19 protein-coding genes and 1 CRISPR repeat array are annotated in these 25,047 nt (G+C 47.6%); of the genes, 15 read left to right on the top strand and 4 right to left on the bottom strand.

The genetic code is table 11. From position 1 onward, the window contains the following. Positions 1-547 precede the first annotated feature (547 nt). From A372_RS0104325 to A372_RS0104255, 15 genes are all read left to right on the top strand, one after another. A complete protein-coding gene (locus A372_RS0104325; protein WP_019419615.1) occupies positions 548-835 on the top strand; it encodes a transposase in 288 nt (95 codons plus the stop codon). Between the two features lie 298 nt (positions 836-1,133). Continuing rightward, positions 1,134-3,119 carry a hypothetical protein gene (locus tag A372_RS0104320; RefSeq protein ID WP_019419614.1) on the top strand — a complete coding sequence of 662 codons (1,986 nt, stop codon included), beginning with the start codon at positions 1,134-1,136 and terminating at the stop codon, positions 3,117-3,119. A 4-nt stretch (positions 3,120-3,123) separates the two neighbouring features. Further along, entirely contained in the window at positions 3,124-4,080 is a 957-nt protein-coding gene (locus A372_RS0104315; protein ID WP_019419613.1) for a CRISPR-associated protein, read from the top strand. A 9-nt stretch (positions 4,081-4,089) separates the two neighbouring features. Then, on the top strand, positions 4,090-4,773 hold the full coding sequence (gene cas5, locus A372_RS0104310) for a CRISPR-associated protein Cas5 (RefSeq protein ID WP_019419612.1): 684 nt from the start codon (positions 4,090-4,092) through the stop codon (positions 4,771-4,773). Next, entirely contained in the window at positions 4,761-7,100 is a 2,340-nt protein-coding gene (locus tag A372_RS0104305; protein WP_019419611.1) for a CRISPR-associated helicase/endonuclease Cas3, read from the top strand. The genes cas5 and A372_RS0104305 overlap by 13 nt, the downstream gene beginning before the upstream one ends. 11 nt (positions 7,101-7,111) lie before the next feature. Next, complete coding sequence (gene cas4 / locus A372_RS0104300) at positions 7,112-7,621, top strand: CRISPR-associated protein Cas4 (protein WP_019419610.1); 510 nt, start codon at positions 7,112-7,114, stop codon at positions 7,619-7,621. Between the two features lie 3 nt (positions 7,622-7,624). Further along, a complete protein-coding gene (gene cas1b / locus A372_RS0104295) occupies positions 7,625-8,626 on the top strand; it encodes a type I-B CRISPR-associated endonuclease Cas1b (protein ID WP_019419609.1) in 1,002 nt (333 codons plus the stop codon). An 8-nt stretch (positions 8,627-8,634) separates the two neighbouring features. Continuing rightward, positions 8,635-8,898: a CRISPR-associated endonuclease Cas2 gene (cas2, locus tag A372_RS0104290; RefSeq protein ID WP_019419608.1), complete on the top strand. Its 264-nt coding sequence runs from the start codon at positions 8,635-8,637 to the stop codon at positions 8,896-8,898. 195 nt (positions 8,899-9,093) lie between these two features. Next, a CRISPR array of direct repeats spans positions 9,094-10,256; the repeat unit is 30 nt; unit sequence GTTTTGAACGTACCTATGAGGATTTGAAAC. Positions 10,257-10,724: 468 nt separating this feature from the next. Next, a complete protein-coding gene (locus tag A372_RS0104285; protein WP_019419607.1) occupies positions 10,725-11,951 on the top strand; it encodes an acyl-CoA dehydrogenase family protein in 1,227 nt (408 codons plus the stop codon). 43 nt (positions 11,952-11,994) lie between these two features. After that, positions 11,995-12,771 (top strand): SDR family oxidoreductase, encoded by a 777-nt coding sequence (locus A372_RS0104280; protein WP_019419606.1) that lies wholly within the window; start codon positions 11,995-11,997, stop codon positions 12,769-12,771. Positions 12,772-12,848: 77 nt separating this feature from the next. After that, positions 12,849-13,934: a phosphotransferase family protein gene (locus tag A372_RS0104275; protein WP_019419605.1), complete on the top strand. Its 1,086-nt coding sequence runs from the start codon at positions 12,849-12,851 to the stop codon at positions 13,932-13,934. 123 nt (positions 13,935-14,057) lie between these two features. Beyond that, positions 14,058-14,837 carry an enoyl-CoA hydratase/isomerase family protein gene (locus tag A372_RS0104270; RefSeq protein ID WP_019419604.1) on the top strand — a complete coding sequence of 260 codons (780 nt, stop codon included), beginning with the start codon at positions 14,058-14,060 and terminating at the stop codon, positions 14,835-14,837. A gap of 69 nt (positions 14,838-14,906) precedes the next feature. Further along, positions 14,907-16,592 (top strand): long-chain fatty acid--CoA ligase, encoded by a 1,686-nt coding sequence (locus tag A372_RS0104265; protein WP_026010895.1) that lies wholly within the window; start codon positions 14,907-14,909, stop codon positions 16,590-16,592. 125 nt (positions 16,593-16,717) lie between these two features. Further along, positions 16,718-17,281 carry a TetR/AcrR family transcriptional regulator gene (locus A372_RS0104260; RefSeq protein WP_026010894.1) on the top strand — a complete coding sequence of 188 codons (564 nt, stop codon included), beginning with the start codon at positions 16,718-16,720 and terminating at the stop codon, positions 17,279-17,281. A gap of 201 nt (positions 17,282-17,482) precedes the next feature. Continuing rightward, positions 17,483-17,878 carry a DUF3221 domain-containing protein gene (locus A372_RS0104255; RefSeq protein ID WP_019419601.1) on the top strand — a complete coding sequence of 132 codons (396 nt, stop codon included), beginning with the start codon at positions 17,483-17,485 and terminating at the stop codon, positions 17,876-17,878. Between the two features lie 557 nt (positions 17,879-18,435). Here A372_RS0104255 and A372_RS0104250 read toward each other — a convergent pair. From A372_RS0104250 to A372_RS0104230, 4 genes are all read right to left on the bottom strand, one after another. Continuing rightward, positions 18,436-20,496: a methyl-accepting chemotaxis protein gene (locus tag A372_RS0104250; protein WP_019419600.1), complete on the bottom strand. Its 2,061-nt coding sequence runs from the start codon at positions 20,494-20,496 to the stop codon at positions 18,436-18,438. Positions 20,497-20,753: 257 nt separating this feature from the next. Next, positions 20,754-21,947, bottom strand: coding sequence for a hypothetical protein (locus A372_RS0104245; protein ID WP_085981965.1), 1,194 nt, complete (start codon positions 21,945-21,947; stop codon positions 20,754-20,756). A 27-nt stretch (positions 21,948-21,974) separates the two neighbouring features. Further along, positions 21,975-22,685, bottom strand: coding sequence for a YiiX/YebB-like N1pC/P60 family cysteine hydrolase (locus tag A372_RS0104235; RefSeq protein WP_019419597.1), 711 nt, complete (start codon positions 22,683-22,685; stop codon positions 21,975-21,977). A gap of 194 nt (positions 22,686-22,879) precedes the next feature. After that, entirely contained in the window at positions 22,880-24,142 is a 1,263-nt protein-coding gene (locus A372_RS0104230; RefSeq protein ID WP_019419596.1) for an esterase/lipase family protein, read from the bottom strand. Positions 24,143-25,047 lie beyond the last annotated feature (905 nt).

Raw genomic sequence — 25,047 nt, 5'->3', positions numbered from 1 at the left:
TTTTCAAGAGTTATATTTAACTTAGTCTAGGTTCATACAGAACAAACAACTAAGCCGTGTTCGGCTCTGCGAAAGTTGAGTTAGTTAGTAGAGTGAAATGAAGATATTTTCATGAAACTTCCAGATTCTACTTCCATTCTTGTTATTTTTAGAAAGCGGTGTGACTTTGGAAAATGGCCAATATTATAGCCTTTGGATCTCTTCCACAAGTTGCAAGTGAGCTAAGGGCCATCTAGTCATAATTGGGTTTTAAGCCTGGTTGAGGGCTTTGATCGGCTCAGAAATTTGGAATATAGCCTTTGATAGAGCTGCAACAAGAATGATCAAATCAGCATGGGACACAACTTAGAATACAGTTTTGTTAATTCTCCAAGTCGGAAAGATGTGCGGAATCTTAAATACGGATTTCATAGCTCTCGCCCTAGTGACAATGATGTTTACAAAAGAGTATCCCTATTGACGCAAAATATGGAAATGACCTATAATATTCTTATACATAAAAAAATATCTAACAAGATTTTAATCTGGGACTAAGAGGTGATCTATTATGGAAAGGAGATATGAAAAAAGTTTTAAACTGAAGATATTACAAATGATTAGCCAGGAAAATCAGCCAATTTTGCAGGTAGCACGGGAATTTGGAGTACCAGAAAAGACCTTGTATCATTGGCGATCTACATATAAAAAGGATGATAACCAAAGAAGGATTGTCGAAGGAAAAATAAAGGCTGATCATAAAGTTATCCGTGGCTTGCAACATCAAATCAAGGAACTGCGTGAGAAAAATGAAAGCTTGCTAAGGGTAATCTATTGCTTGGTAAATAATCGTTTCTAAATTATGTTTGAAAACGATATCTATTTTGGGTACAAACGATATTTTGCAATTTTTCGTCAAAAATGCTACGACGATAGTAAAAAGTAATTCCAAATAGTATGATGGTACTATATTTAGGGATTGGGAAGAATTAATTATTAAGGCTTTCTGCTTGCAAAACAAGTCTTCTTTGTAAATCTCTTTCGAAAACGGTTTCATTCTATTCAGCGGTCTTTTTTAAAGTAAATAGACTTTATTGTATTACTCTAACGGACATGGCCTCTATGAAATTGTTCGTCATTTATAGGAGGTGAGCAGTATGTTGGCTGAATCCATCATTCGCATTGGCAGACCTATCGTACAAAGCGATTTGCCGAACCAACAGCGCATCCGATGGTTGACCGACGTTGACAGTGAAAATTGCAAAAACTTCTTTCAACATGTATTCCTTATTGAGCTGGATGGGGACAACACGGCATTTCACTTCATACAGATAGGAGATATAGAAGACAAAAGCTTCGTACCGAACAAGATAAATAACATTGCATTTCCCATCCTCTATCCTAACGGAGGGAATCCTCTTCACGCACAAGGGATATATCCGGTTCCCTGTTATCTCATGTATGAAGCACATATTCATGCAATGGAACATCCGGAATCGTTTGCGGTGGATGTGATCTTCCCTAGATTAAAGAATACGGTTTCGTTCAGACAGAGAAGCGAAGAGCAACTGCTGGATGTTGCGCGACGTTCTGCTGCAAGTATAGCCCCTCATTTTGAACAGTTCATCAAACAAGAAAAACAGCTTGGCATTTTATACATATATGATCATAGCCTGTCTGTCTATCGCTCATTAGACAAGAGGAGCGAGGACGATCGGTACCTGTGGATAGCAGAGAGCCGCTTATCTCTTGGCAAACAGCTTCATATTGATGGAGATCAAGCACTTGCGGGCATCATCGAAGCAAAATTCACGGAAGCAAAGTCATTGGGCAGCGCAAACAACGCAATCTCAACGTTCACAAATCAGGAAGAGGAAGAAGTCGCTTCGATTTACAATAAATTTTGGTTGTGGATGTCACCAACATGGGAGATGCCTCGCTCCATCTATTGGGGGAAAGACGAGTGGATACGCGGAATTAAGGTTGATCGCGTCAGCTACGAAGCTTTCTTATACGGGACGCAGTTCCTGAAGCAGATTACCGTTCCGGTGACAAGCGCGATTCTCAAAGAAATGTTTGCTCCGGTAACGAGCATGGAAGCGAAACGCCATATGAAGCATTCCAGCTTTGAGCCGATATTCGGGGTTCCGTTCGTGCTTCCGCTTCTAGAGGGGGACGTAGAACAGCTTTATTACAAGTACAAACGTATTTTGAATCAATCAGACAAAAGCGACGATGACATTCATCTTGAACTATTGGCAGGCATCCATAAGTTCATACCTCAAATGAGTGATGAGCACCGACTGATGATCGTATATTACTCCGGTGATTTATCGCGAGGCAATATGCATATTCGCAAAGTGATTGAAGACGTTGTCCCGAGCGTAGCGGCTTTGCTGCAAAAAATAATAAAAGATCTGAATCGCCAAGAACTTCTTCCCATTGTTAAAGCGTTAAGGTGCAATACAGACAAGGAGTATCATCGCCTTCGCTCCCTGCCTTCGCTATTGGCGAACGCATACGGCCCGGGTTACGTATGGAGCAGTCTTCAAACGGTGCTGCACCGTGAGCCGATCACGGTACATCGCCTATACAAGAATACATGCATCAAGCTATTGGAATTAGCGCTGAAAGAAGATGAATGGGGGATGCGGGAGGAACTGGTGTTCCATCATGGCTTCCTGGCGTTCTATGCACGATATCAAGAAGAAGTGTTACAAAGCAATGAAAGGGTGAATACCTTGGCGGATTGGGAGCGTTTCATTGATCATTATCACGCCGGAGAAATTTCATTATCTCAATTGCAATTGGCCGAAGAGTTGGGATTTGTGACGGGATTGTTGTTAAAGCAGTTCTCCCATTCCTATCACAGGAAAACGGGAAAAGACTTTGTGAAGCAGCGGGTAATGAAGTTCGGCAGCAAGCTTACGCCGGACATGATATGGAAATATGGCGTGCTTCGCTGCGAAGAACTGGCAGAACAGCGGGACATGGGGCTCGGGAAGAACTTCCGGCCCGTTCTGGCGCAAGTATTGCTCGGCTTCTTGGAAGCCGAACAAACGCATACGCTCCATTCAGACAAAGACAAGTTCATGACCGCCTTCTGGTCGGGTTATCTGATGTACAAGAAAGAGGAGGAGTAAGAAGATGGCAGTGCATAATGGTGAATTGTTGTTCGTCAAATCGGTAAAGGACGGAATCCCGAATCGCGATCCGCTGCAGGATAGCGACGCGCGCAGACTGTTCCCGGAGGAAGACGGCAGAATCTCACTGAGTGATGTCAGTATCAAACGCGATGTACGCGATTATGTGTTGGAGGCAGAACCGAACGGAGGGGCAAGCCAGCGTAATTATATTTTTGTGCAGGGGAAGGTTAACGAAAAGGGAAAATTGCTTGGACGGGGAAGCTTGGCAGAGTGGATTGCTTCGCAAGTGGATAAGAAAAATGAAGCAAAGGATCAAATGAAGTCGGTGCTGCTGGAACACAGCTTCGATGCTCGCACATTCGGGATCGTATACTCCGTCACCCCTAAGTTCCATCTGACGGGGCCTGTGCAGTTCGGTTGGGCGCATTCGCTTCATCCAGTAGATAGTCAGTATATTCAAGGTACTGTTGTGATGCCAAGTTCCGATACCAAAGATGGAGAAGAAGGAAAAACGCAAGGCACGATTTGGACAAGCTATATCGTTCCTTTTGCTGTATTTGCAATGCCAGGCGTCATTAACGCCAAAAATGCGGAACAGACCGGGATGACGGTGGACGATCAGGAACTGCTGCTCAAGGGATTATGGCAGGGCACGCAGCATCGTCAAGCACGTGGCCGGGGGCAGCAGCAGCCTCTAATGCTGGTGCATGTGGAGTATAAAGATCCATTTTTCCGGATCGGATATTTGGAAGATTTGATTGCGCTGCAACCAGGAGAAGAGGCATGGAGAGAGACAGGCCGCCGACCATCGTCTCTGAAGGACATTACCTTGGACGTATCTGAGCTGGTTCGCACTCTTGAGCAATATAAAGAGAAAATTGAGCGTTGCCGGATTTGGATTCATCCTTCTTTGTGTGTAGAAAGCGATATAACCCCGTACTTACAACCATTATGGTAGGCGATGATGATGAAAGCAGTTATTTTTGACGTGAAGGGCTCTATAGCTCATTTTCGGCGACCGGATACGACGGCTACTCATCTGACGTACCCGTTCATCACTCCTACAGCAGTAAAAGGTATGGTAGGCGCGATGATTGGCATAACCGACTTTGTCACTAGTGATCGAGTCGGCATACAGCTTCTGCATCCGGTGCGCACATCGGCACAGCAACTGTCCATGTTAGGAAAAGATGCCGGCAATACCTTTAATCGTCCAACAACGATGGAGTTGCTAGTCAATCCAGCTTACCGCGTATATTACGCTGGCGATGAGTATGTTGATCGGCTTGAGGATAAATTGAAGCAGGGGCATTCCGTTTATCCGACGTATTTGGGTGTCGCATTTGCGATGACGTTCCCCCGACTGGTTGCGATTGAGCCACAGGTGGAGCGCTTTGATGAAGATATGGTTACGACACATACTGCTGTTCCGACGACGCTTATCCAGGATTTGATGTTAACCGAGACCAGGTCAACGTACAGTCGTGCAGGGGGCTTTATGAAGGAATATTTGGGGAATCGGACATTCGAGAAGTCCATATCATACATCTACGAGAAGGATGGCGGGCCGATCGTATTCCGGCAACAATCAGATGCCGATGAGGATTGCGGCGTGTTCGTGATCAAGGGGGAAGCGGTATGTCTCGTATAGTTCCTTTTGGACAATGCATTGCCAGACCGGGATCTTTGTTAGGCGAGCATTTAATTCAGGTCAGGCGCTCGGTAGAAAGGTTTCTGAATAATGAACCAGATGCGCTTATACGCTTAGCCGGACTGGCTGGGATATGCCATGATATCGCAAAGTGCCATGTCGAGTGGCAGGACTATATTTGCAAAAAGACGAAGAAGGGCCCCAATCATTCTGCCTGCGGGGCCTTCTTCTTTTCGTATCTGGGTTACCATATGCTCCAGAGCATGGGGGAGTGGGAGCGATATTGCATAGAGTGGCTATGGCTTGTGCGTGATATCGCGGATCATCATAGTCGACTGCATAATTTAACTGAGGATAGCTGGCTTAAAGACTATGATTGGACAGCACTTGATCTAACGGGAATAGAGGTATTTATTCATGAGCAATATCGTAAGTTATCTGCTGTCAAGATCAATGCAGACAGTTTGAAAACATGGCTGAAAGAAGATGCAGAGGAAGCCGTAGAAGAGGCGCTCGACGCATTGCAAATCGGCTATGGAGCTTGGCGTCCGCTCCGACTGATGCAGAGTGTTCAAAAGTGGCGGCAGATCACGACCAGCTTGATCGCAGGTGATCGTTTTGATGTGAAGCAGGTGAATACTAGCTGGTTCGATACCAATGCGCACCATCAACATCAAGAGCTGATCGATGACTACTGCCGCCGAAAACAAGACGATTCAATGTCCGTGATACGAATACAGGCGCAAGAGGACATCATGGCACAATTGCTGCAGCATCCTGAAGGGCGATTCTTTACGCTGCAAATGCCTACCGGATACGGAAAAACGATTACCTCTATGAAAATTGCCTCGTGGTTCGGTGAGCAGCAGCAATTTCAAAAGATTGTGTATGTTGGACCCTATTTGTCCATTATTGAACAGACCAGTGTTGTCATAGAAGAAGTAATGCAAGAAAAAGCATTAGAACATCATTCTCTTGCCTTACTGGAGGAGCAGGACAATCACAATCAAAGGATGAGCAAAAGCCAATTGGCCGTAGAATCCTGGGCGCATGCTATCGTTTGCACCAGCTTTCATCAGTTCGGAAAGGCTTTGTTTCCTAAGCAATCACAAGATGTATTGCGAAGGACATTTTTGCAAAATGCAGTCATTATCATAGATGAGCCCCAAATTCTGAATCCCGATGTATGGAATGTATTTCTGTGTGGACTCGAAGCCTTGACCGAGCTTATGAACCTTAAGGTCATTTTCTTGTCTGCAACGATGCCTCCTTTTCAATATGGGCTGTCCAAGCAGCCTGTCAATCTTCAAGTTAAAGCATCTTCTAACCATGATCGGTATCAATTATTTGTAGAAGAGGCTCAGAATGAAGGTTCATTGGCTTCGTTCATGAAGGAAAAAGAAGTCTCCTCGCAGGCGGTCATATTGAATACGATCGAAGATGCATACCGGGTATATCGAAACATGGAGGCGAAAGATGTGTATTTGCTCCATGGCTTAATGATCCCCCTTCATAAAAAAATAGCAATTGAAACGATCAGACGAGAGTTAATAAATGAGAATCGTAAGCAGCCATTGTATGTTGTTTCCACCCAAATTATTGAAGCGGGGGTAGATGTCAGCTTTCAGCATGTGGCAAGAGCATTGCCGATTATGCCTTCGATTGTTCAGGCGGCGGGACGTGTCAATCGCCATCTGGAGGGCACAGTTCTCGGTAGAGTTTCGATCTTCCCGTTTTATCGGGAAGGCATGAGGGATACGCGTAGCCTTGTATATCCTAAGCCGCTGCAGCAGATCACGGATCAATTGCTGCAACAACAATCCATGTGGATGGAATCGGAGCTTACGGTATTAGTCCAAAATTATTATGAAGAAATGTTCCGACACAATACGTATGAAGCGGCTATGGCATATATACGCGATGCTTATGAGGGAGAATGGGAGAAACTATCGAGTTTTCAACCCTTCGATCAAAGCATGCTGACGTTGCCCGTTTTTGTACCGTGGAACCCGAATGAAGAAGAGCAAAAGTTGCTGCCGAAGTCGTATTCGATTTTACAGAAGAAATTCAAGCTGTACCATGCAGATGATATCTATGAGCGATATTCGGACAAAGGATATATGAAAAGATTGACGTTCGAAGATCAAAAGCAATTTATGATTCTATTCAATTATTATGTATTAAATTTGCCTGTCAAGAAGGCACTGAAGGTGGCAAGCAAGGAGGATTTTTTGACGCACCGAATACCTATGCTATATGGAACAGAGGTATATGATTCGCAAGTTGGCCTTCGCACACAGTTCGAGCAGTTTGACAACTTCATTTAGGAGGAAGTGCCGTGAACTCAGACCTGCCGGTAGGCGGAACGGATATTTGGTACTACTTTATATGCAAACGGGAAGCGTGGCTCAATATGCACCAAATTGTTCCGGACGAAGAGGATGAAAATGTGGAGATTGGGCGCTTTATTCATGAATACCGTTACGGGAGAGAGAAGAAGGAAGTAGCGGTAGGTTCGATAAAAATGGATCGGCTGAAACGTGAAAAAGGGGAACTGGTTGTCAGAGAAATAAAAAAGTCGTCAAAGTTTCTGACAAGCTCCCGCTATCAGCTTCTTTATTACTTATACACTTTGAAGCAGATGGGAATTGATGCAAGGGGAGAGCTGCTCTTTCCCGAAGAAAAACGTAAGGAAAATGTTGAGTTGACGGAAGACGCAATCCGAGAGTTAAAAGTTGCCGTAAAGGATATACAAGCTATTTCGCAAAATCCGATACCACCGGCTCCGAAAAAAATTGGATTTTGCCGTAATTGTGCATATCGGGAATTTTGCTGGGCGGAGGGATGACAAATGAAAAAGTCATTGTATATTTTTCAAAATGGCGAATTGCGAAGAAAAGACAATAGCTTGTACTTTGAATCGGAATCGCGCAGAAAATATATTCCAGTGGAAGATACGAACGATATTTTTATTTTTGGAGAGGTAGACGTTTCAAAACGTTTTCTTGAATTCGCATCGCAAAAAGAAATTGCGGTCCATTATTTCAATCATTATGGTTATTACATCGGTACTTTTTATCCGCGTGAGCATTATAATTCGGGACATCTTATCGTAAAGCAAGTGGAGCATTATATAGATATGAACTTGCGTTTGGAGTTGGCGCGGACCTTTGTAAAGGGTTCTATTGGACAGCTGCTGCAAGTATTAAAATACTATGGCGGCAGGCGCGATGACAAGCATTTTTTCGAAGAACTCATCATGAGTATATCCGGGCATGCGCAACAAATTAATGAGGTAGTCAGTGTTGAAGAACTGATGGGAGTTGAAGGACACGCGCGCGAACGGTATTATCAAGCCTTTGATTCCATTATGGGAGATCCGGACTTTATCTTTGAAAAACGAACGAAGCGGCCACCACAAAATCGGTTGAATGCTCTGATCAGTTTCGGAAATTCAATCTGTTATACCATTGTATTGAGTGAAATTTATAAAACATTTCTCGACCCGAGAATCGGATATTTGCATGCTACGAATTTTCGCAAGTTTTCTTTAAACTTGGATGTGGCCGAGATTTTTAAACCTATCATGGTGGATCGGCTTATATTTACGATGGTGAATAAGAAGATGTTGAGCAAGAAAGACTTTGATGAGCATACAGACGGCATTATGCTGACGGAAGACGGGAGAAGAAAGTTTGCCCAAGAACTGGACAAGCGAATGCAGACGACTGTAAGTCACCGTCATTTAGGCAAATCGGTCTCCTATCGTCGATTGATAAGGTTAGAATTGTATAAGCTGCAAAAGCATTTTCTTGGTGAACAAAAGTATATCCCTTATCATTCATTGTGGTAGGTGAGCATATGTTTGTGATCTTAGTCTATGACTTTAATGAAAAGCGAGTGGGAAAGGCAGTTAAAATCGTAAGGAAGTACCTTCATTGGGTTCAAAATTCGGTATTTGAAGGGGAGTTATCTGGAGCCAATTACGTGAAGCTTAAAATGGAATTGGAAAACCTAATGGACCCAACTGAGGACTCTGTCATTTTTTATACTTTTCGAACGCAAAAATATTCTAAACGGGAAGAAATGGGTTTAAAGAAGGGAGGGGACGAGTTTTTTATTTAGCCAGAATTGTCGTCGATCCCCTATAGCGCAAAAAAACCGGGGGATCGACGACAAAATGAAAAAATGAGGAATAGAGAGAAAAATGAAGTAAAATGAGGGGGATTACTATTGTTTTTGATGTTGTAGGAATTGATAATCTTGGCTTGTGAAAGTAATGGCTGTTTGATAGAATCAGCGTGAGCCAGCACTTTTTGGGTTTTGAACGTACCTATGAGGATTTGAAACTCGGGATGAGCGTTAAGGACTGCCGATATCACTGCGGTTTTGAACGTACCTATGAGGATTTGAAACTTGCTTGGATTCGTTAACCATCCGCGTTCGTTACGCGCGTTTTGAACGTACCTATGAGGATTTGAAACAACCACAACAACACCCGACTGTACTTCTGGGCCATAGTTTTGAACGTACCTATGAGGATTTGAAACTACTGTGGTTGAAGGGGTGGGCCATAGTGTTCGTGGAGTTTTGAACGTACCTATGAGGATTTGAAACCCTTCAGGTTGACTCGTTGGAAGGTTATACAATTCATGGTTTTGAACGTACCTATGAGGATTTGAAACGCTTTATAACGCCTCTAACCTCCGCACAAGCGTCACAGTTTTGAACGTACCTATGAGGATTTGAAACCGGTGTCCCCTCAGGCCAATATAGCGCATTACCATGTTTTGAACGTACCTATGAGGATTTGAAACCGGAGTCGCTTCCGGCTCCCCTTCCGCGAACATTTGGAGTTTTGAACGTACCTATGAGGATTTGAAACGCCATCATGTGCCATTTCAGCCTCGGCGTTTATTTTGGTTTTGAACGTACCTATGAGGATTTGAAACAAGTTATTCCCATGTGTTTCTGACGAAAACCAAACGTGTTTTGAACGTACCTATGAGGATTTGAAACTTCCACAGTCTGTTCCGCTTCCTGCTGCGCACCGTCGTTTTGAACGTACCTATGAGGATTTGAAACATGATAAGCCCAGCAGAGTGCTATCGCATCTGAAGGGGTTTTGAACGTACCTATGAGGATTTGAAACATGAGACACCCCGTACTGTTTGGCTACCACTGACTGCGTTTTGAACGTACCTATGAGGATTTGAAACTTGAATCTTGGCTTTTTGTTAAGCTTCCATTGAGTCGGTTTTGAACGTACCTATGAGGATTTGAAACGCCGTCTTGTTAACGAACTCAATAGGACGGAATATAGTTTTGAACGTACCTATGAGGATTTGAAACTAGAATGCTTTAGCCTTCTTGTTGCGTTTGTATTTGGTTTTGAACGTACCTATGAGGATTTGAAACTTCGCTTTTCAATGCCGGGGCGAGCTGCCCAGGTGGTTTTGAACGTACCTATGAGAATTGAAACTGGGGCTGGTGTAACTCGAACAAGTGGTGTTTGCGTATTTTACATGTTATTTCCATAACGTCGGCAGATTCCATAATGGTAGAAAGTACAGGCAAGCTCACCGGCCTCCATGTAGTACTATACGTGAGAATCTTCTCCGGGAGACGAAAGGCAATAGCAAGAAATGAATAAGTTTTACACGGCGAGCGCTTCTCTCAATGGGAGGCGCTCGTTTTTTAGATCTGTGTTACTCTTCATCGTTAAATCTGTTCAGTTTATCGAAATAAATCCCCTCCGTATATGCACGCATCGCCTATTCCCAGCGGCTCACCCATGGTACATATTCAGTCGAGAAGAGCGTCACGTGACAGAGAAACGGTGCGTGATTTGGAACAAGGAATCTCTTGAATATTTTGGAAAACTAATCTATAGTGATTATAACGTCAACATACTATCCGGTCAGTATGTTGAGCGAAGGGAGGAAATTCGTATGAATTTTGATTACTCCAAGAAGGTGCAGTCCTTGCAGACATCGTTGCTGGAATTCATGAATGAAGTGGTATATCCGAATGAAAAGACGTACGAAGAGCAGTTGCATCAGGCCGGCAGCAGGTGGACGGTTCCGCCAATTATGGAGCAGATGAAACAGCAGGCCAAGCAAGCTGGACTCTGGAATTTGTTCTTGCCGGACAGCGAATACGGTGCGGGTCTTACCAATTTAGAATACGCGCCGTTGTGCGAAATTATGGGCCGTTCGCTCATCGCGCCCGAAGTATTCAACTGTGCAGCTCCGGATACGGGAAATATGGAGGTTCTCGTTCGGTACGGTACTCGGGAGCAGAAGGATAAATGGCTCATTCCTTTGCTTGAAGGGGACATCCGTTCATGCTTCTCGATGACGGAACCGGATGTCGCGTCATCGGATGCGACGAATATCGAAGCGACAATTGAGCGTAAAGGGAATGAGTACGTCGTGAACGGACGCAAGTGGTGGTCTTCGGGTGCGGGCGACCCGCGCTGCAAGGTGGCGATCGTGATGGGGAAGACCGACCCGGGCGCGCCGCTCTACGAGCAGCAGTCGATGATTCTGGTTCCCATGGATACGCCAGGTGTCCGGATCAGCCGCATGCTTCAAGTGTTCGGATATGATCATGCGCCGCACGGTCATGCGGAAATCGAGTATGACCAGGTGCGCGTACCCGCCGATTCGATCCTATGGGAAGCAGGCAAGGGATTTGCCATTGCGCAAGGACGATTGGGGCCGGGACGAATCCATCATTGCATGCGCCTGATCGGTGCGGCGGAACGTGCGCTCGAGCAGCTGTGCAAGCGCGTGCGGCAGCGCACGGCATTCGGCAAGACGCTTGCCCAGCAGGGCGTGGTTCAAGATTGGATTGCCGCTTCGCGCATTGAGATTGAGCAAGCGCGTCTGTTGACGCTGAAAGCGGCTTATATGATGGACACGGTCGGGAACAAGGCGGCTAAGGCGGAGATTGCCATGATTAAAGTGGTAGCGCCCAATATGGCGTTGCAGGTGCTGGATCGGGCGATTCAGGCACTGGGCGCCGCCGGTGTCAGCGAAGACTTCCCGCTCGCTTCGCATTGGGCCAATGCGAGAACGCTGCGTCTGGCGGACGGCCCGGACGAAGTGCACAAAGCCGCTATCGCCAAGCTTGAGCTGAGAAAACACGAGAACTTGAAAGCGGTTACGGTCTAAATGGATCTGTATATCGGCGTCGTAGATGAAGGGGGTACGGAGGATGAACGCCAAACAATTATTTGATTTGACGGGCAAAACCGCGATTGTTACTGGCGGCGGCCGCGGGCTCGGGGCACAGATTGCCCAAGGGCTGGCCGAAGCAGGGGCCAATCTTGTCCTGTGCTCGCGGAATGTGGAGACTTGCGAGGAGACCGTAACGCGGATTCAACAGGACACGGGCGTGTCATGCGCGGCTATGGCTTGCGACGTAAGAAATCCTGAAGATGTGCGGCGAGTTGTGGAACAAACGGCAGCAACGTTCGGGCGCATCGACATTCTCGTTAATAATAGCGGCGCCTCATGGGGTGCGCCCGCGGTCGATATGCCGCTGGAAGCCTGGAATAAAGTAATGGACATTAACGTGACCGGAACGTTCTTAATGTCGCAGGCGGTTGGCCGGGTCATGATCGAACAGAACGGCGGCAAGATTATCAATATTGCTTCCATAGCGGGGCTAAGCGGAACCGATCCGAAATGGCTGGACGCTGTCGGCTACAGCGCGAGCAAGGGAGCGGTCATCGCGTTTACGAGAGATTTGGCGGTCAAGTGGGGCAAGCATAATATTAACATTAATGCGATTGCGCCCGGTTTTTTCCCGACCAAGATGACCCGGGAGATACTTCATCATGGAAGCGAACAAATTCTCGGCCTCACTCCGCTGGGGCGACTCGGCTCTGATAGCGATCTCAAGGGCAGCACCGTATTTCTGGCATCAGACGCTTCCAACTACATGACTGGCGCAGTGCTGACGGTTGATGGAGGCATGTCAGCAATGTAGCTTCGTATTGGAAAACGGCGGCATTTCTTCGACCACGGTTTGAAAGTAATCATACGATAAGGGGGCTTACATAAACGATGTCCAAGCAAGATGCATTACCGAAGGACACGATTCCCGTTCGGAAGGGCGAAGAACTGAATTTCTCTGCGCTTGAGACGTATTTGCGGGATCATCTGGACATTCCGTCTGGCGGTTCGATGGAAGTCGAACAGTTCGGGGCGGGTCATTCCAACTTAACCTATCAAATTCGCATGGGAGAGTGGCAGGCGGTTGTGCGTCGTCCTCCTTTCGGTCCAGTTGCGCCCAAAGCGCATGACATGGAGCGCGAATACACAATCCTCGACCGGCTGCATCCATTTTTTTCGCTCGCTCCCCGTCCGTATTTATACTGCGAGGACATCTCGGTTATCGGCAGTCCGTTCTTCGTTATGGAGAGGCGGCACGGAGTCATTTTGGATCGAAGCTTTCCGCCACATGTGGAATACACGCCCGAGTTGGGGAGAAAAATTTCCGAGACGATGGTGACAACACTCGTGCAGCTGCATGAGGTGCCTTACCAAGAGACGAACCTGACAGCGATCAGCCAACCGGACGGCTTTATGCGGCGGCAAGTCCATGGCTGGGTGGAACGGTATGAGCGGGCGAAGACAGAGGAGATTCAGGAAGCGGAGCAGCTTAAAAAGTGGCTTGTCGACTCACTGCCGGCTTCACAAGATCCGACTGTCATTCACTATGATTATAAGCTGAACAATGTGATGTTCTCCGGCAGCAATATAAGTGAAATGTCTGGCGTGTTCGACTGGGAGATGGCGACGATTGGAGATCCGATGGCCGATGTCGGTGCTGCGCTCAGTTATTGGTTCGAGCAGGATGACCCGCCGGAGCTGTTGCGCGGCTTGGGTCATCTTCCGTTGACGATTCGATCGGGATTTATGACGCGGGATGAATTCATGGAGGCTTATGCGACCCGAAGCGGACGCGATGTGTCGGACGTTCATTACTATTTGACGTTTGCTTATTTCAAGCTTGCCGTCATCTGTCAGCAAATTTATTACCGTTGGAAAAAGGGGCAGACGAAGGATGAGCGGTTTGCCCGCTTCAATGAAACCGTGCAAGCGTTGGTTGCGCATGCTTTGCGGCAGACTGAACGACGGGAGCGGTAGGCAAACGCGTTGTCCAACATAGATGGGCAGGATGCAAGCGATGAATGCATATTCCAAACGGCGCTTTTGAGAGATACGAGGTTTGCTTGCGAAAGAAATGAAACGAAGGAGGTATGAACGAATATGGGTAACGAACATTTGCTGGCACATAAGGATGGGCATGTCCTGTCACTGAAATTAAACCGTCCGGAGGCGCTGAATGCGTTCAGTCCGCCGATGATTCTGGGATTAATCGAGGCGTTAGAAGAGGCGAGAGCGGACGCGGACATTCGGGTCATCTGCATTTCGGGTGCGGGACGTTCCTTCAGTGCGGGCGGCGACGTGAAGACGATGGGCGATGCAACCCCAGAGAACGTATACGATCATATCGGGAAGCTCAATAAGTTAATCCAATTAATCAAGGAAATAGAGAAGCCTGTCATTGCGGTTGTGCATGGATTTGCGGCTGGTGCGGGCTTTAACTTGGCATTGGCGTGCGATTTGATTTTGGCGGGGAATGGCAGCAAATTTACGATGAGCTTTGCTCAAGTGGGACTGATTTCTGATGGAGGAGGACTCTTCTTCTTGCCGCATTTGATCGGAATACACCGGGCCAAAGAGCTGTTATTCAGCGCAGAGCCGATTGAGGCGGAATATGCGCACCGCATTGGCATCGTCAACCGGCTGTATCCGCTTGAAGAACTGGAAGCGGGTGCCATGCAGTACGCCTCCCGGTTGGCGAACGGGCCTAGCAAGGCATATGGCATGATCAAAAAAATTGCCGATCAGTCATTAGCGTCCAGCTTGGATCATATTCTTGAGCGGGAGCGGACTGCACAGGCGATGATGGTTACGACCGAAGACCACCGGGAAGGGGTGCAGGCTTTTACAGAAAAGCGGCAACCGTCATTTAAAGGCCGCTAGCAGAACGGCTCTATCTGTTGGCAGTTCCAGAGATTTCGAGATTCGTATGAATGAGGAGGCGAATTTTTGGTGATACGTTCCTATTTTGCATATTGGCCTGCGCGCATGCCTGCTACACTTTCGGTTCCGGACACGACGCTGAGCGACAATTTGGAAGTTACCGCCCGCCGCTACCCAGATAAGACAGCCATCATTTATTATGATAATTTTTTCTCCTATCGAACTTTACTGGAAGAAGTAAACCGCATGGCCGCTTATTTGCTCCATCTGGGTGTTCAGAAAGGCGATCGTGTGCTGTTGTACATGCAGAATAGCCCTCAATTCATTATCTCCTATTATGCGATTTTGCGGTCCGGCGGCATCGTCGTGCCGATCAATCCGATGAATCTGACGGAAGAGCTGTCTTTTTTTATCGAAGACGGCAGCGTGAGAGTCGGCCTGGTCAGTCAGGAGCTGTATCCGCGTATCGAACCGCTGCTTGCGTCCAGCTGTCTGGAACGCATTATTCTCGCTACTTATTCCGACTACTGCAAGATCGCAGGCGCAGAAGTGCCGGACATCTGCAAGGCCCCGCGGCTCGAAGCGGCATCCTCGCAAGTCATTCCATGGACAGAAGCTATGGCGGCCGCAATCGAACCGCGGCCTTTCCCGAAGACGGAGGCGCGTGATCTGGCGGTTCTGCCTTACACTTCCGGCACGACAGGCAAACCGAAAGGCTGCATGCATACCCACAAGTCGGTGCAGGCCAATGTGATATCAACCGCATTCTGGGGCGCGCTGACGCCTGAATCGAAGGGATTGGCGACGCTTCCGTTATTCCATGTGAGCGGAATGATTCACAGCATGCATGTGCCTATCTATATCGGTTCCACCATGGTAATTATGACGCGGTGGGAGCGAAATACGGCAGCACTGCTGATTGAACGCTACGGGTGTACGCATTGGACCGGGATCAGCACGATGATCATTGATTTTTTGGCCAATCCATGCTTGCATCAGTACGACATCAGCTCGCTTACGGTCATTAACGGAGGTGGAGCGGGGCTGCCGGAAGCCGTCGGCGAGAAGCTGCACCAAGCAACCGGTATTCGGTTTGTAGAAGGATACGGTCTGTCGGAAACGATGGCGCAAACGCACTGCAATCCGATCGATCGGCCGAAGCTGCAATGTCTCGGCATCCCGGCGTTCGACGTGGACTCCCGCATCATTGACCCTGTGACGCTTGAAGAGAAAGGACCTCATGAAGTAGGGGAAATTATTATCAACGGACCGCAATTATTTCAAGGGTATTGGAATAATCCGGAGGACACAAAGAAAGCTTTCATAGAAGTGGACGGTAAACCGTTTATCCGTACCGGGGATATCGGGCGATATGACGAAGAAGGATACTTCTTCATCGTCGATCGTGTGAAGCGCATGATTAACGCTTCCGGCTTCAAGGTATGGCCAACGGAGGTGGAATCGATTCTTTACAAGCACCCGGTTATTCAAGAAGCTTGTGTCATCGGTGTGCCGGATGAGAGAAAGGGCGAGGAAATCAAAGCCTTCGTCGTCCTGTATGAAGACAAGCGCGGTACGGTGGAAGCGGGCGATATTATAAGCTGGGCGCAGCAGCATATGGCAGCCTACAAATATCCCCGCATCGTTGAGTTCGTTGCTTCGCTTCCGATAACCGGCAGCGGTAAAATTTTATGGCGCAAATTGCAGGAGGAAGCGTGGGATAAAGCGAAAAAAGAAGGCGCTAATTCCATGTAAAGAGGACGTTGCTTGCAAGTTTGGCTTCTTAGTCCCATTTGTTTCCTTTACATGTCTCCATTTTTCAAGATAACATAGAAACAGTTCATTCGACATGAGGAGGAGAATCCCGCTTGGAGCCGTCCATGAAAGATAGAATCATCAAGCACAGCATCGCGCTTTTTGAAAAGAAAGGATTCAGCGAAACGTCGATTCAGGACATTGTCGATACGCTGGGCGTGACAAAAGGAACCTTCTACTATTACTTTACCAGCAAAGAACAACTGCTTACGCAAATTCATCTGCAGTACATTGACCATATCCTTGAGCAGCAGCGCCGCATTATCGAGCAGCCGGACAAATCATGGAAAGAGAAGCTTTCTGATGTCATCCAGATGTTGATTCAACAAATTAGAGACCGGGGAGGAAGCGCAAGAATCTTTTTCCGTGAACTGCTCCATATTACAGGCGACGATCTGAGCGACATGACGGGAAAGCGGGACCAGTTCCGGTTCAACTTTCAATTTATTATCGAACAGGGAATGGCAAGCGGAGAGTTCCGCGATGACTTACCGGCAGATATGATGACGTTCAGTGTACTCGGCGCTTGCAACTGGTGTTACACATGGTTTAATCCGGATGGCCCGATGAGTGATGCCGAGGTCGCGTCCATCTATACCGAAATGTTCCTCAACGGGATGAATAAGTAGCCAGTCCCTTTCCCATTGGGAAGGGATAATCCTTTTCGGCGTTGACACCCATCTGTTTAAGAGCACGTAGGAGCTTATTCCTAAGTGCTCTTTTTATTATTTTGTGACAAATTTATGAAGTATATGGTAAAATAAAGGACTTATTGCTTGTATAATAGAAATAAGGAAATGTAACCAAAAATTACAAGGAGGTTCATGACTATGATCACAAAAAAGAAAGTAGTAGCTGTAGCAACCATTCTTACTTTAGGTTTAGGATTTACAGTAGGATTCACACCGGCTTATGCGCATTCAGTTGATTCTTCACCGAAGAGCACTTCTACATCATCTGTCGAGACACAAGAACAATCACCCTTTACTGGATATATCATGTCCGTTGGCGACAAGTATATGACTGTTGCAGATACTCCCACAAAAGAAGAAGCAGTGCAAGGAGATTGGAGAGAGCTAGTCGATCAAGGCAAAATATTAGTTGTCCCTATTCCGGAAGATGGAACATATGTAGTAGGAGATAGATTGAATGTCTATTTCAAAGCAATGACTAAGTCACTTCCACCAATTGCGATTTTACCTACTATTGAAAAAATTGTAGAGTAATCTATGTAGAAATGCTGGGTTTTAGTTAAGTTATTTCAATGAAAAGAAGACGAAGAGACCACAGAGGCGCAAGCCGCCAATGTGGTCTTTTTTGGTGGTCTGTCAAGAGCTTTGTTTAATCAATTTAGTCGACCTTAAGAACGTGCAACTAATTCGAAACTGTGCTTTTCGACTTGGACAAGGGTCGAATGGAACATACGAACTGCATTTGTGCAGTTGATTTTGCGAAATCCCGCCCTTTTTGGCGTTTGAAATGCAAATGTTCAGTTCAAAACGAGCCGGCTACCCGTATTGGTGCGATTACGCGAAAATGAACTGCGCTTTTGCAGTCCAGCGTGACGAAAGGCGCAAAAAGGGAATTTTCAAATGTATATTTGCAGTTGAAGACGCTCCCCTTCGTATATTCATCAACCGTTCGACCATACCATAGAGCGCATCTGGACAATGCTGGCATCGCGGTTACTGACCGAAGGGGAGACTGATTGGAAACTAAAAATTATACCTTGGTATAGCGGATGCTCTATAATTCACGAATCCTATCAAGGAGTATCCCGTTATCATTCGGTTTTGAATTTCGAAGCTGCTTCTCTCAGCTCTTTGGTCAGATTGTCAATTTTCTCGATCATGTCAGAAAGTTGCTGAACCATGGCCGATTGCACCTGAATGGTCGCTGTCACTTCCTGCACGGAAGCCGACACTTCTTCGCCCGAAGCCGATAAGTTCTGGGCCAACTCCATGACATCGTCCTTATCCTGCTCCATATCGGCCATTTCTTGCGCCATGCCATTGATTTGCTCCGATATATCCATGACGTTCTCCAAAATAACTTGGAAGGATTGCTGCGTCTGGCCGACATAATCGTCCTGCTTGGCAGATACTTCTTGCAGCTCCTGCACACTATGGTTGGTTTCATCGACCAGATGCAAGTTCTGCTCGATGATGGCATTAATGTCGTTGGATTGCTTAGCGCTCAGTTCCGCCAGCTTGCGAATTTCTGCAGCGACCACGGCGAACCCTTTGCCGTGCTCTCCGGCGCGCGCGGCTTCGATCGAAGCGTTCAACGCCAGCAAATTCGTTTGGCTCGCAATCTTCGCGATGGCTTCCGTAATCATGCCGATCTGTTTGGAGCTTGCTTCGAGCTTCTGCGTCATGGCGGCGATTTTGCCTACCTCTACTTCATTTTTGTCGTTGATCTGGATAAGGTTCTCCACCACTTGATTCCCGGTATGAAACACTTCGATAATCTGCTCGGATCTTTCCTTCACAGACATGGCCGTCCCGTTTATGTAGACGATCTTCTCGCCAAGCCCGTTGAACTTGTTGACGATATGCTCCGTATCTTGGGCTTGCGATTCCATCGCTTTTGCAATTTCCATCGTTGTGAGGGACGTCTCGTGGATGGATTGCGTGGTTTGCTTGGAAGCGGAATCCAGTTCGTTCGTACTGGTATTCAAGTGCCGTATCGAGTTGTTCATGTTGGCAATAAGGCGTTTGTTCTGTTCGACCATCACCGTAAAGCTGTCCGCCAAGTCTTTGAATTCACTCTCATATTTTCCGGCGGCCACAACCGTCAGGTCACCTGCAGCCAATCTCTTGAACAGCCCGGTCAATCTGATAATCGGATTGGTAATCGAGCGGGAGATCAACAGACCTGCTCCCAAGAAAAGCAGCAATGCCACCACGGTAATGATGCTAATGTTCAGCAGCAATTTATTGAGCGGACGCTTGATGTTTTCGTAGCTGTCTTGCACGACTACAACCCAATCGGCACCGGGAATCTTCGTGTAACGAATATAGTTGTCTGGATCGTCGATATCGCCGCGCAATATTTCCTCTGTTGGCGCGCTGCCCAGCACTCCGGCAAATTTGGCGGATTCTACTTTTTGCCCCTCCATTTTCTTATCTGCATAATGGTAAATGACCGTTCCGTTCCGGCTCGTAATAAAGATCTTTCCTTGGTCAGCTTTGCCGGCATCTTGCAACTGGTTCACAAAAAATGAGGTGCTGACAGTTGCAATATAGACGCCCTTCACACCGCCATCCTCCGCTTGAATGGGTTGAGCGAATACAACGACCTGATTGCCCGTGCTCTTGGAAATAATCGCATCGCTTATGAATGCTTTCCCGCCCATGGCCGCTGTGAAATATTCGCGGTCTGTACGATTTTGCTGAAGGGCGTCTTGATTCGAGCTTGCAATGACGAGGCCGTTGGCATCGATAATTTGAAACGCTTCGACTCCATGGCTGCCTTGGCTGCTTTTTGCCAACAGTTCATTGGCTTTTACAAAGAGAGGATTGTTATTCGAGAAAAAATCAGCCTCAGGCAACTCATTCTTCGCACGCAGCTGCAGCAAATCGACAAACGTGCGATGAATCGAGCCCAGATAAATCGATTGCTCTTCGAGCTGCACTGCTGACCATAAGCCTTCTCCAATGCGATCGGCATTGAGCTGCATGCTGTTCTTGCTTTCCTTCAAGAGCAAGTCCGAACTGAACCAAAATAATAGAGAGCTGGTTCCAACTAACATAACTACGGCTAAAGCGCTGATGAGCAGCGGCAGCTTGATTTGCAGCGACATGTTGGCAAAGCGAATGTTCCATCCTTTTCGTGTTGGCATGTTTGTCAACTCCTGCTGTGATTAGTATGCATCTTTGGTGTACCCATTAGCGATATGTTACGGGTGATCTCCTCCTTTATTTTCTCGGTTGGGTATTGCAGGTGAAGGGCTGACGAATGGCACAATTACGGGGGCGTATGTCTATTAAACATAAATTAGTGTCTGTTGATCTATTGGTAAATTAGACCAATATAATGAAGCTGTGGCTCCACAAAAAAGCTGCCCCAAGGTCTATGACCCCGAGGCAGCCTTTCCACTTACAGATTACCCAACATTTGAAAATCATACAGGTAAACTTCAGGTGAGATGACGTCTCTCAAGTTAGGAATTTGTAACTCCGAGACGAACGTACCGTCCGCTAGCTGATATTTTTCCACTTTGTGCGTACGCTTGTCTTCGTCGAAACGGTACAGATAGAAATACGGTCCCCGCACATAGCCCATCTCATCGTTCAAGTAGGCTTTCCGCTCGAAGCGGGATAGGGAATAGGCAGTTCCCACGGTGTTGGTTTCAAGCGAGAAGGGGAAAATCGTCCCGTACCCGTCCACATAATACAACGTATCCTGCAGGAGGCCGATGCTGTTCGCGCTGAGCGAGAAGAAAGCATTATCCGGCTCTTTCCCGTACATATGAAGCGGATACGTTTGGGTGTCGCGGGTGCGCTTGTCGATTTCCATGACTTGAAGCTCGATGCGGTCGTCATCGGCACGGGTGCAGTAGACGACGAACAGCTTATCTTGGTAAGAGATCATGTCGCTCTGCACAATCAGCGAGCCGGTGTACATGTCCCGCACGGGATACTTGGATTGAATCAGCCGCCCGTTCTCTGGCTTCAGTACGACCAGATGCAGGCCTTGGAGAGTATCGTGGTTGGAGGTCAAGGCATATACGGCATGTTCGTCGCTGCCTTGGGCTTCGACGAATTCTCCGATTTCCTCGCAATAATGATGGCCCGCATCCCCCCAGCGGAAGGTGGAGACGTATGCGGAATCTGGACCAACGCCCTTATTGAATAGGGAATAATACTGATTGCTGCCGGTAAGATAGCCCGACATCTGCCGGTATCCCGCACTGACGGAGCAGGGGGAGGCATATGACTGTGCCTTCAGATCATTGTTCTGAACATGTACCTCGTTCTTCCGTTGAACGACGAGGCTGTCGGCACCGGGAAGCTTGACGGGAGCGTTCCATTCCAGGCCTTCTCCAGCGATGGTCCGGATATCTCCTTTCTTGCCGATATACAGCAAATATGATGTTCCCTTGCTGTAATACTCCTTGGTTAAGGAAGTCGAGTAGTAGACAAGGGCCATGGCTTCATCGAGCTGGAGGTCGGATTGATCTAGGTTGGTGGAAGAATTGGTGCTGCATGAGAGCAGGAAGCAGGTGATGGCGAGCGTTAAGAGGATGAAAAGACACAATCGTGTGACGGCTCGCAGCGACGGTTTTCCCATAATGGATTTCATCTCGAAGCGGAAGAATTAATAACTTTTCAAGGTGACGAACAAAGAAGAATCCCGAATATCCACTGGATAGACGCCAAGCCCGCCGTCCAGATCGATGTCGATATTGGCTTTTTCTTTGAAGGCGCACCAGACCAGCTTGGAGCAGTTCTTGTCTCCTGTGCACGAAGTCAACCGGTTCGTGGCGAAATTATACGAATAGTCTTCACCCAAACGGCCGTTCGCCCAATCGGCAGCTTGCGCTCTGGCAGTCGTGCTGGCGTGCTCTTTCTTGAGCGTAATGATTTTGGAGCCTTTATCGACGCGCTTGTCGATCAGCTTCACTTTGCGAACACCGGTGCTGGGCACGGATTCCACGATATAGTCTGGGGTGTAATAGATGCCGACGTGGCCATGGGGAATGCCGGCTGTTGAGGCGGTTTCGAAGAAGACGTCGCCTTTGCTGCTTGAGGCGAGCGGATACACGCCTGAACCTTTGTCAGCAGAGTAGATGCCCTCTTGCGGCTCGGGAACTTTCAAGCTTAATTCTTCGTACATTTGGCGGGCGATGGCATCGCTTGATTGCTTCGTGACGCTGGAAGCGTATTCAATATCGGATGCAAGCTGTTCTTTCGTGACATTCGGATACAATTCCAGAATGCGGTCCATGATGTCGTCTTGGCCGAGGGCGCTGATAGGGGCAGGCAACACCAGCACGAGCAGAATAAGGGCAAACACAAACTTTTTCATCATATTCCTCCTTAGACATTAAAATATGCTTACACGGCCATTATACAGCCATTGTGGAAATATATTCAATAAATATACAAATATTTAACACATACTTCTGTCGCTGAAAAATAAATTTCTCGAACTTTAGTAGGAAACTATCAGGGGGCAGAGCAGATGTTCATGCCAGAAGATTGAGCGGTCATGATTGAGGGTCAATGTGGCTTGAGCCATTGCTCGATCAGATTAGCTGAAGACATTGCCCAGCCGAGCTCCAAATGATTGTGCCGTACCGTTGCATTGCCGGCCACATTGCCGATGCCTTGAACAGAGGCTGCACTTTGGAGGAAGACGACGCCATCGCTTGGGCCCGTGTGCTCACTATGAATGACGGAGATGTCGTTCTGATTGCCCGACAGCAAATACGTCTCGATTGTCGCCGGAATGCCCGCCGCCAAGATCGTATTGACCAGCGAACCTTGACGTATAGCCGCATCGATGCCGTCTCCACTCGTGAAAAATCCTTGACCGCCATAGTAGGTCGTATACCAATCCTGCTCATCGAGAGGTAGCGGGTAGACATCCGCCCATTTGGCCAACATTTGCCGCTGGCCCGGGAAAAAGTCGCCTTGCGCCGTGGCGTAAATGGATAGCTCGGGGTGATGCCGCCACAAGCCATAACACATCATCCGTGTATGCGGGGAAGGGGCATTCGTATTCCCGCCGCATGCCGGAATAATGCCGAAATTGAAGGTCCAGCCATGGCGGAAAATGAAATCCATGCCTTTGTTCGGATTGCCGATCAGGATCAACTTGCGAATGTCACCGGCATAAGGGGTGCCGCCTGCTTTTGTGACCGAAGATGCGTACATTCGGGAGGCGAACGCGCCTTTGCTCCAGCCGATGACGTCGACCTTGCTTGCGCTCGTAACGTCCTTGATGACGTTGATCGCATCATGGATCAGTTCGGCGGCATAGTAGTTATCCCCGTGCTTATGTCCGAAATTGATCGCAAATACTTTGTAGCCTTTGCTAACCAAAAATTGCATCAGCCCGGTGCCCGGACAAGCAGCGGCGCCGCAGGCGTTGGAACCGGCCTCGTTCGGATTGGCCCAGGCCCGATCGGCGTTGTCGTTGGCGCCATGAACGAGAAGAATTGGCGTCTGCACCGGATTCGTATCGAACTGTGGAGCATAGTAGAGCAAGAAGCGGCTGGAATGCGGCTGCTTCACTCCGCCGAAAAACGTCAGCCGCTGGCCGTTCTGATCGCCCCGTCCATCTGCTGGATAGTCTTCTGCGGCGAACAGCGGGCTGTTGTTCTTCCAGCGCTCCACCTTGCTCCAGCCATTGCTGACGTTCGCATACGTCTGCTCCAGCACGAGCTTCGTCCCGCTTCCCTGTACTGAAGAGAGCGGTGCAAGCAGCGCGCAGAGGAGCAGCACAGCGGCTGCAATGGCAGGCAAACATCGTGTATGCATTGACATCCTCCTTTGATTGGCGGCTGTCCACATATTATGGTTGGCGTACAGCCGCTTTGTTGTAAGAAGCGCCGCATGGCGGCACCAATCAGATTATATAAGAAAGCGGTTGCAAAATGGTTGCACGTGGTGAAAAAGGTAATGTGGATGGTATGGGAATTTTAGGTAAACAAGGGTGAGGGAGTTCGTCTATGAACTTGTCGTCGACCCCTAATAGCGCAAAAATACCGGGAGATCGACGACAGCCGATTTTGCTACCATGGCCTATAGTATCAAGGATAATTATGTTACATAGTTTTGGGATACATAGTGTTTTTCTTTGTTGCTTTTTTTCGGAAACGCTGCCACTAAAGCTTTTTTACGGGGGATGTAACGTACCTATGAGGAATTGAATGTTTAGACATTCTGCGCAAAGACTTATTTCACCGACGGATGTAACGTACCTATGAGGAATTGAATGCCTAACTAGCTATGCGGCCCGTATGGGCGGTTCTTTGGTATGTAACGTACCTATGAGGAATTGAATGTGCTGCTCGCTCTCTTAGACTTTTTATAGGCGATAGGTGAGTATTTAGCCACTTAATATTATCTGCTGAATAGACTCACTACCGCTTCGTCTGTGTTGATAGTCTAGACTCCATTGGATTCTGTCCAATGAAACAGCACGGTTATAGCTTGGCAGAGAGGTTCCATTGGAATTCGTCCAGTGGATTGGGGCTCATTTAGCGGAAATCTCTATAGATCGGTGAAATCCGCTGTACGAAATACAGTCAAAGTGCCGTTTGGACGTAAAGTCTGTACATTTCACTGTACGATTTCCAGTGGAATATGCGAGTTACCTCCACCTGTGCTGCAAAATGCGTATGGCGCTCCTTTTTCATTGCCATCCACCCTTTTTCAGCCTT

This window comes from Paenibacillus sp. OSY-SE (genome assembly GCF_000283315.1).
In the GTDB taxonomy this organism is placed as follows: domain Bacteria; phylum Bacillota; class Bacilli; order Paenibacillales; family Paenibacillaceae; genus Paenibacillus_B; species Paenibacillus_B profundus.
Note: the sequence above shows the minus strand (reverse complement) of the source record. Positions and strands in the feature narration are given on the sequence as shown.

Excerpts from the sequence above, each read along its gene's own strand:
- A372_RS0104325 (WP_019419615.1), top strand. The coding sequence starts at position 548 with ATGGAAAGGAGATATGAAAAAAGTTTTAAACTGAAGATATTACAAATG.
- A372_RS0104320 (WP_019419614.1), top strand. The coding sequence starts at position 1,134 with ATGTTGGCTGAATCCATCATTCGCATTGGCAGACCTATCGTACAAAGC.
- A372_RS0104315 (WP_019419613.1), top strand. The coding sequence starts at position 3,124 with ATGGCAGTGCATAATGGTGAATTGTTGTTCGTCAAATCGGTAAAGGAC.
- cas5 (WP_019419612.1), top strand. The coding sequence starts at position 4,090 with ATGAAAGCAGTTATTTTTGACGTGAAGGGCTCTATAGCTCATTTTCGG.
- A372_RS0104305 (WP_019419611.1), top strand. The coding sequence starts at position 4,761 with ATGTCTCGTATAGTTCCTTTTGGACAATGCATTGCCAGACCGGGATCT.
- cas1b (WP_019419609.1), top strand. The coding sequence starts at position 7,625 with ATGAAAAAGTCATTGTATATTTTTCAAAATGGCGAATTGCGAAGAAAA.
- cas2 (WP_019419608.1), top strand. The coding sequence starts at position 8,635 with ATGTTTGTGATCTTAGTCTATGACTTTAATGAAAAGCGAGTGGGAAAG.
- A372_RS0104285 (WP_019419607.1), top strand. The coding sequence starts at position 10,725 with ATGAATTTTGATTACTCCAAGAAGGTGCAGTCCTTGCAGACATCGTTG.
- A372_RS0104280 (WP_019419606.1), top strand. The coding sequence starts at position 11,995 with ATGAACGCCAAACAATTATTTGATTTGACGGGCAAAACCGCGATTGTT.
- A372_RS0104275 (WP_019419605.1), top strand. The coding sequence starts at position 12,849 with ATGTCCAAGCAAGATGCATTACCGAAGGACACGATTCCCGTTCGGAAG.
- A372_RS0104270 (WP_019419604.1), top strand. The coding sequence starts at position 14,058 with ATGGGTAACGAACATTTGCTGGCACATAAGGATGGGCATGTCCTGTCA.
- A372_RS0104260 (WP_026010894.1), top strand. The coding sequence starts at position 16,718 with ATGAAAGATAGAATCATCAAGCACAGCATCGCGCTTTTTGAAAAGAAA.
- A372_RS0104255 (WP_019419601.1), top strand. The coding sequence starts at position 17,483 with ATGATCACAAAAAAGAAAGTAGTAGCTGTAGCAACCATTCTTACTTTA.
- A372_RS0104250 (WP_019419600.1), bottom strand. The coding sequence starts at position 20,496 with ATGCCAACACGAAAAGGATGGAACATTCGCTTTGCCAACATGTCGCTG.
- A372_RS0104245 (WP_085981965.1), bottom strand. The coding sequence starts at position 21,947 with ATGGGAAAACCGTCGCTGCGAGCCGTCACACGATTGTGTCTTTTCATC.
- A372_RS0104235 (WP_019419597.1), bottom strand. The coding sequence starts at position 22,685 with ATGAAAAAGTTTGTGTTTGCCCTTATTCTGCTCGTGCTGGTGTTGCCT.
- A372_RS0104230 (WP_019419596.1), bottom strand. The coding sequence starts at position 24,142 with ATGCATACACGATGTTTGCCTGCCATTGCAGCCGCTGTGCTGCTCCTC.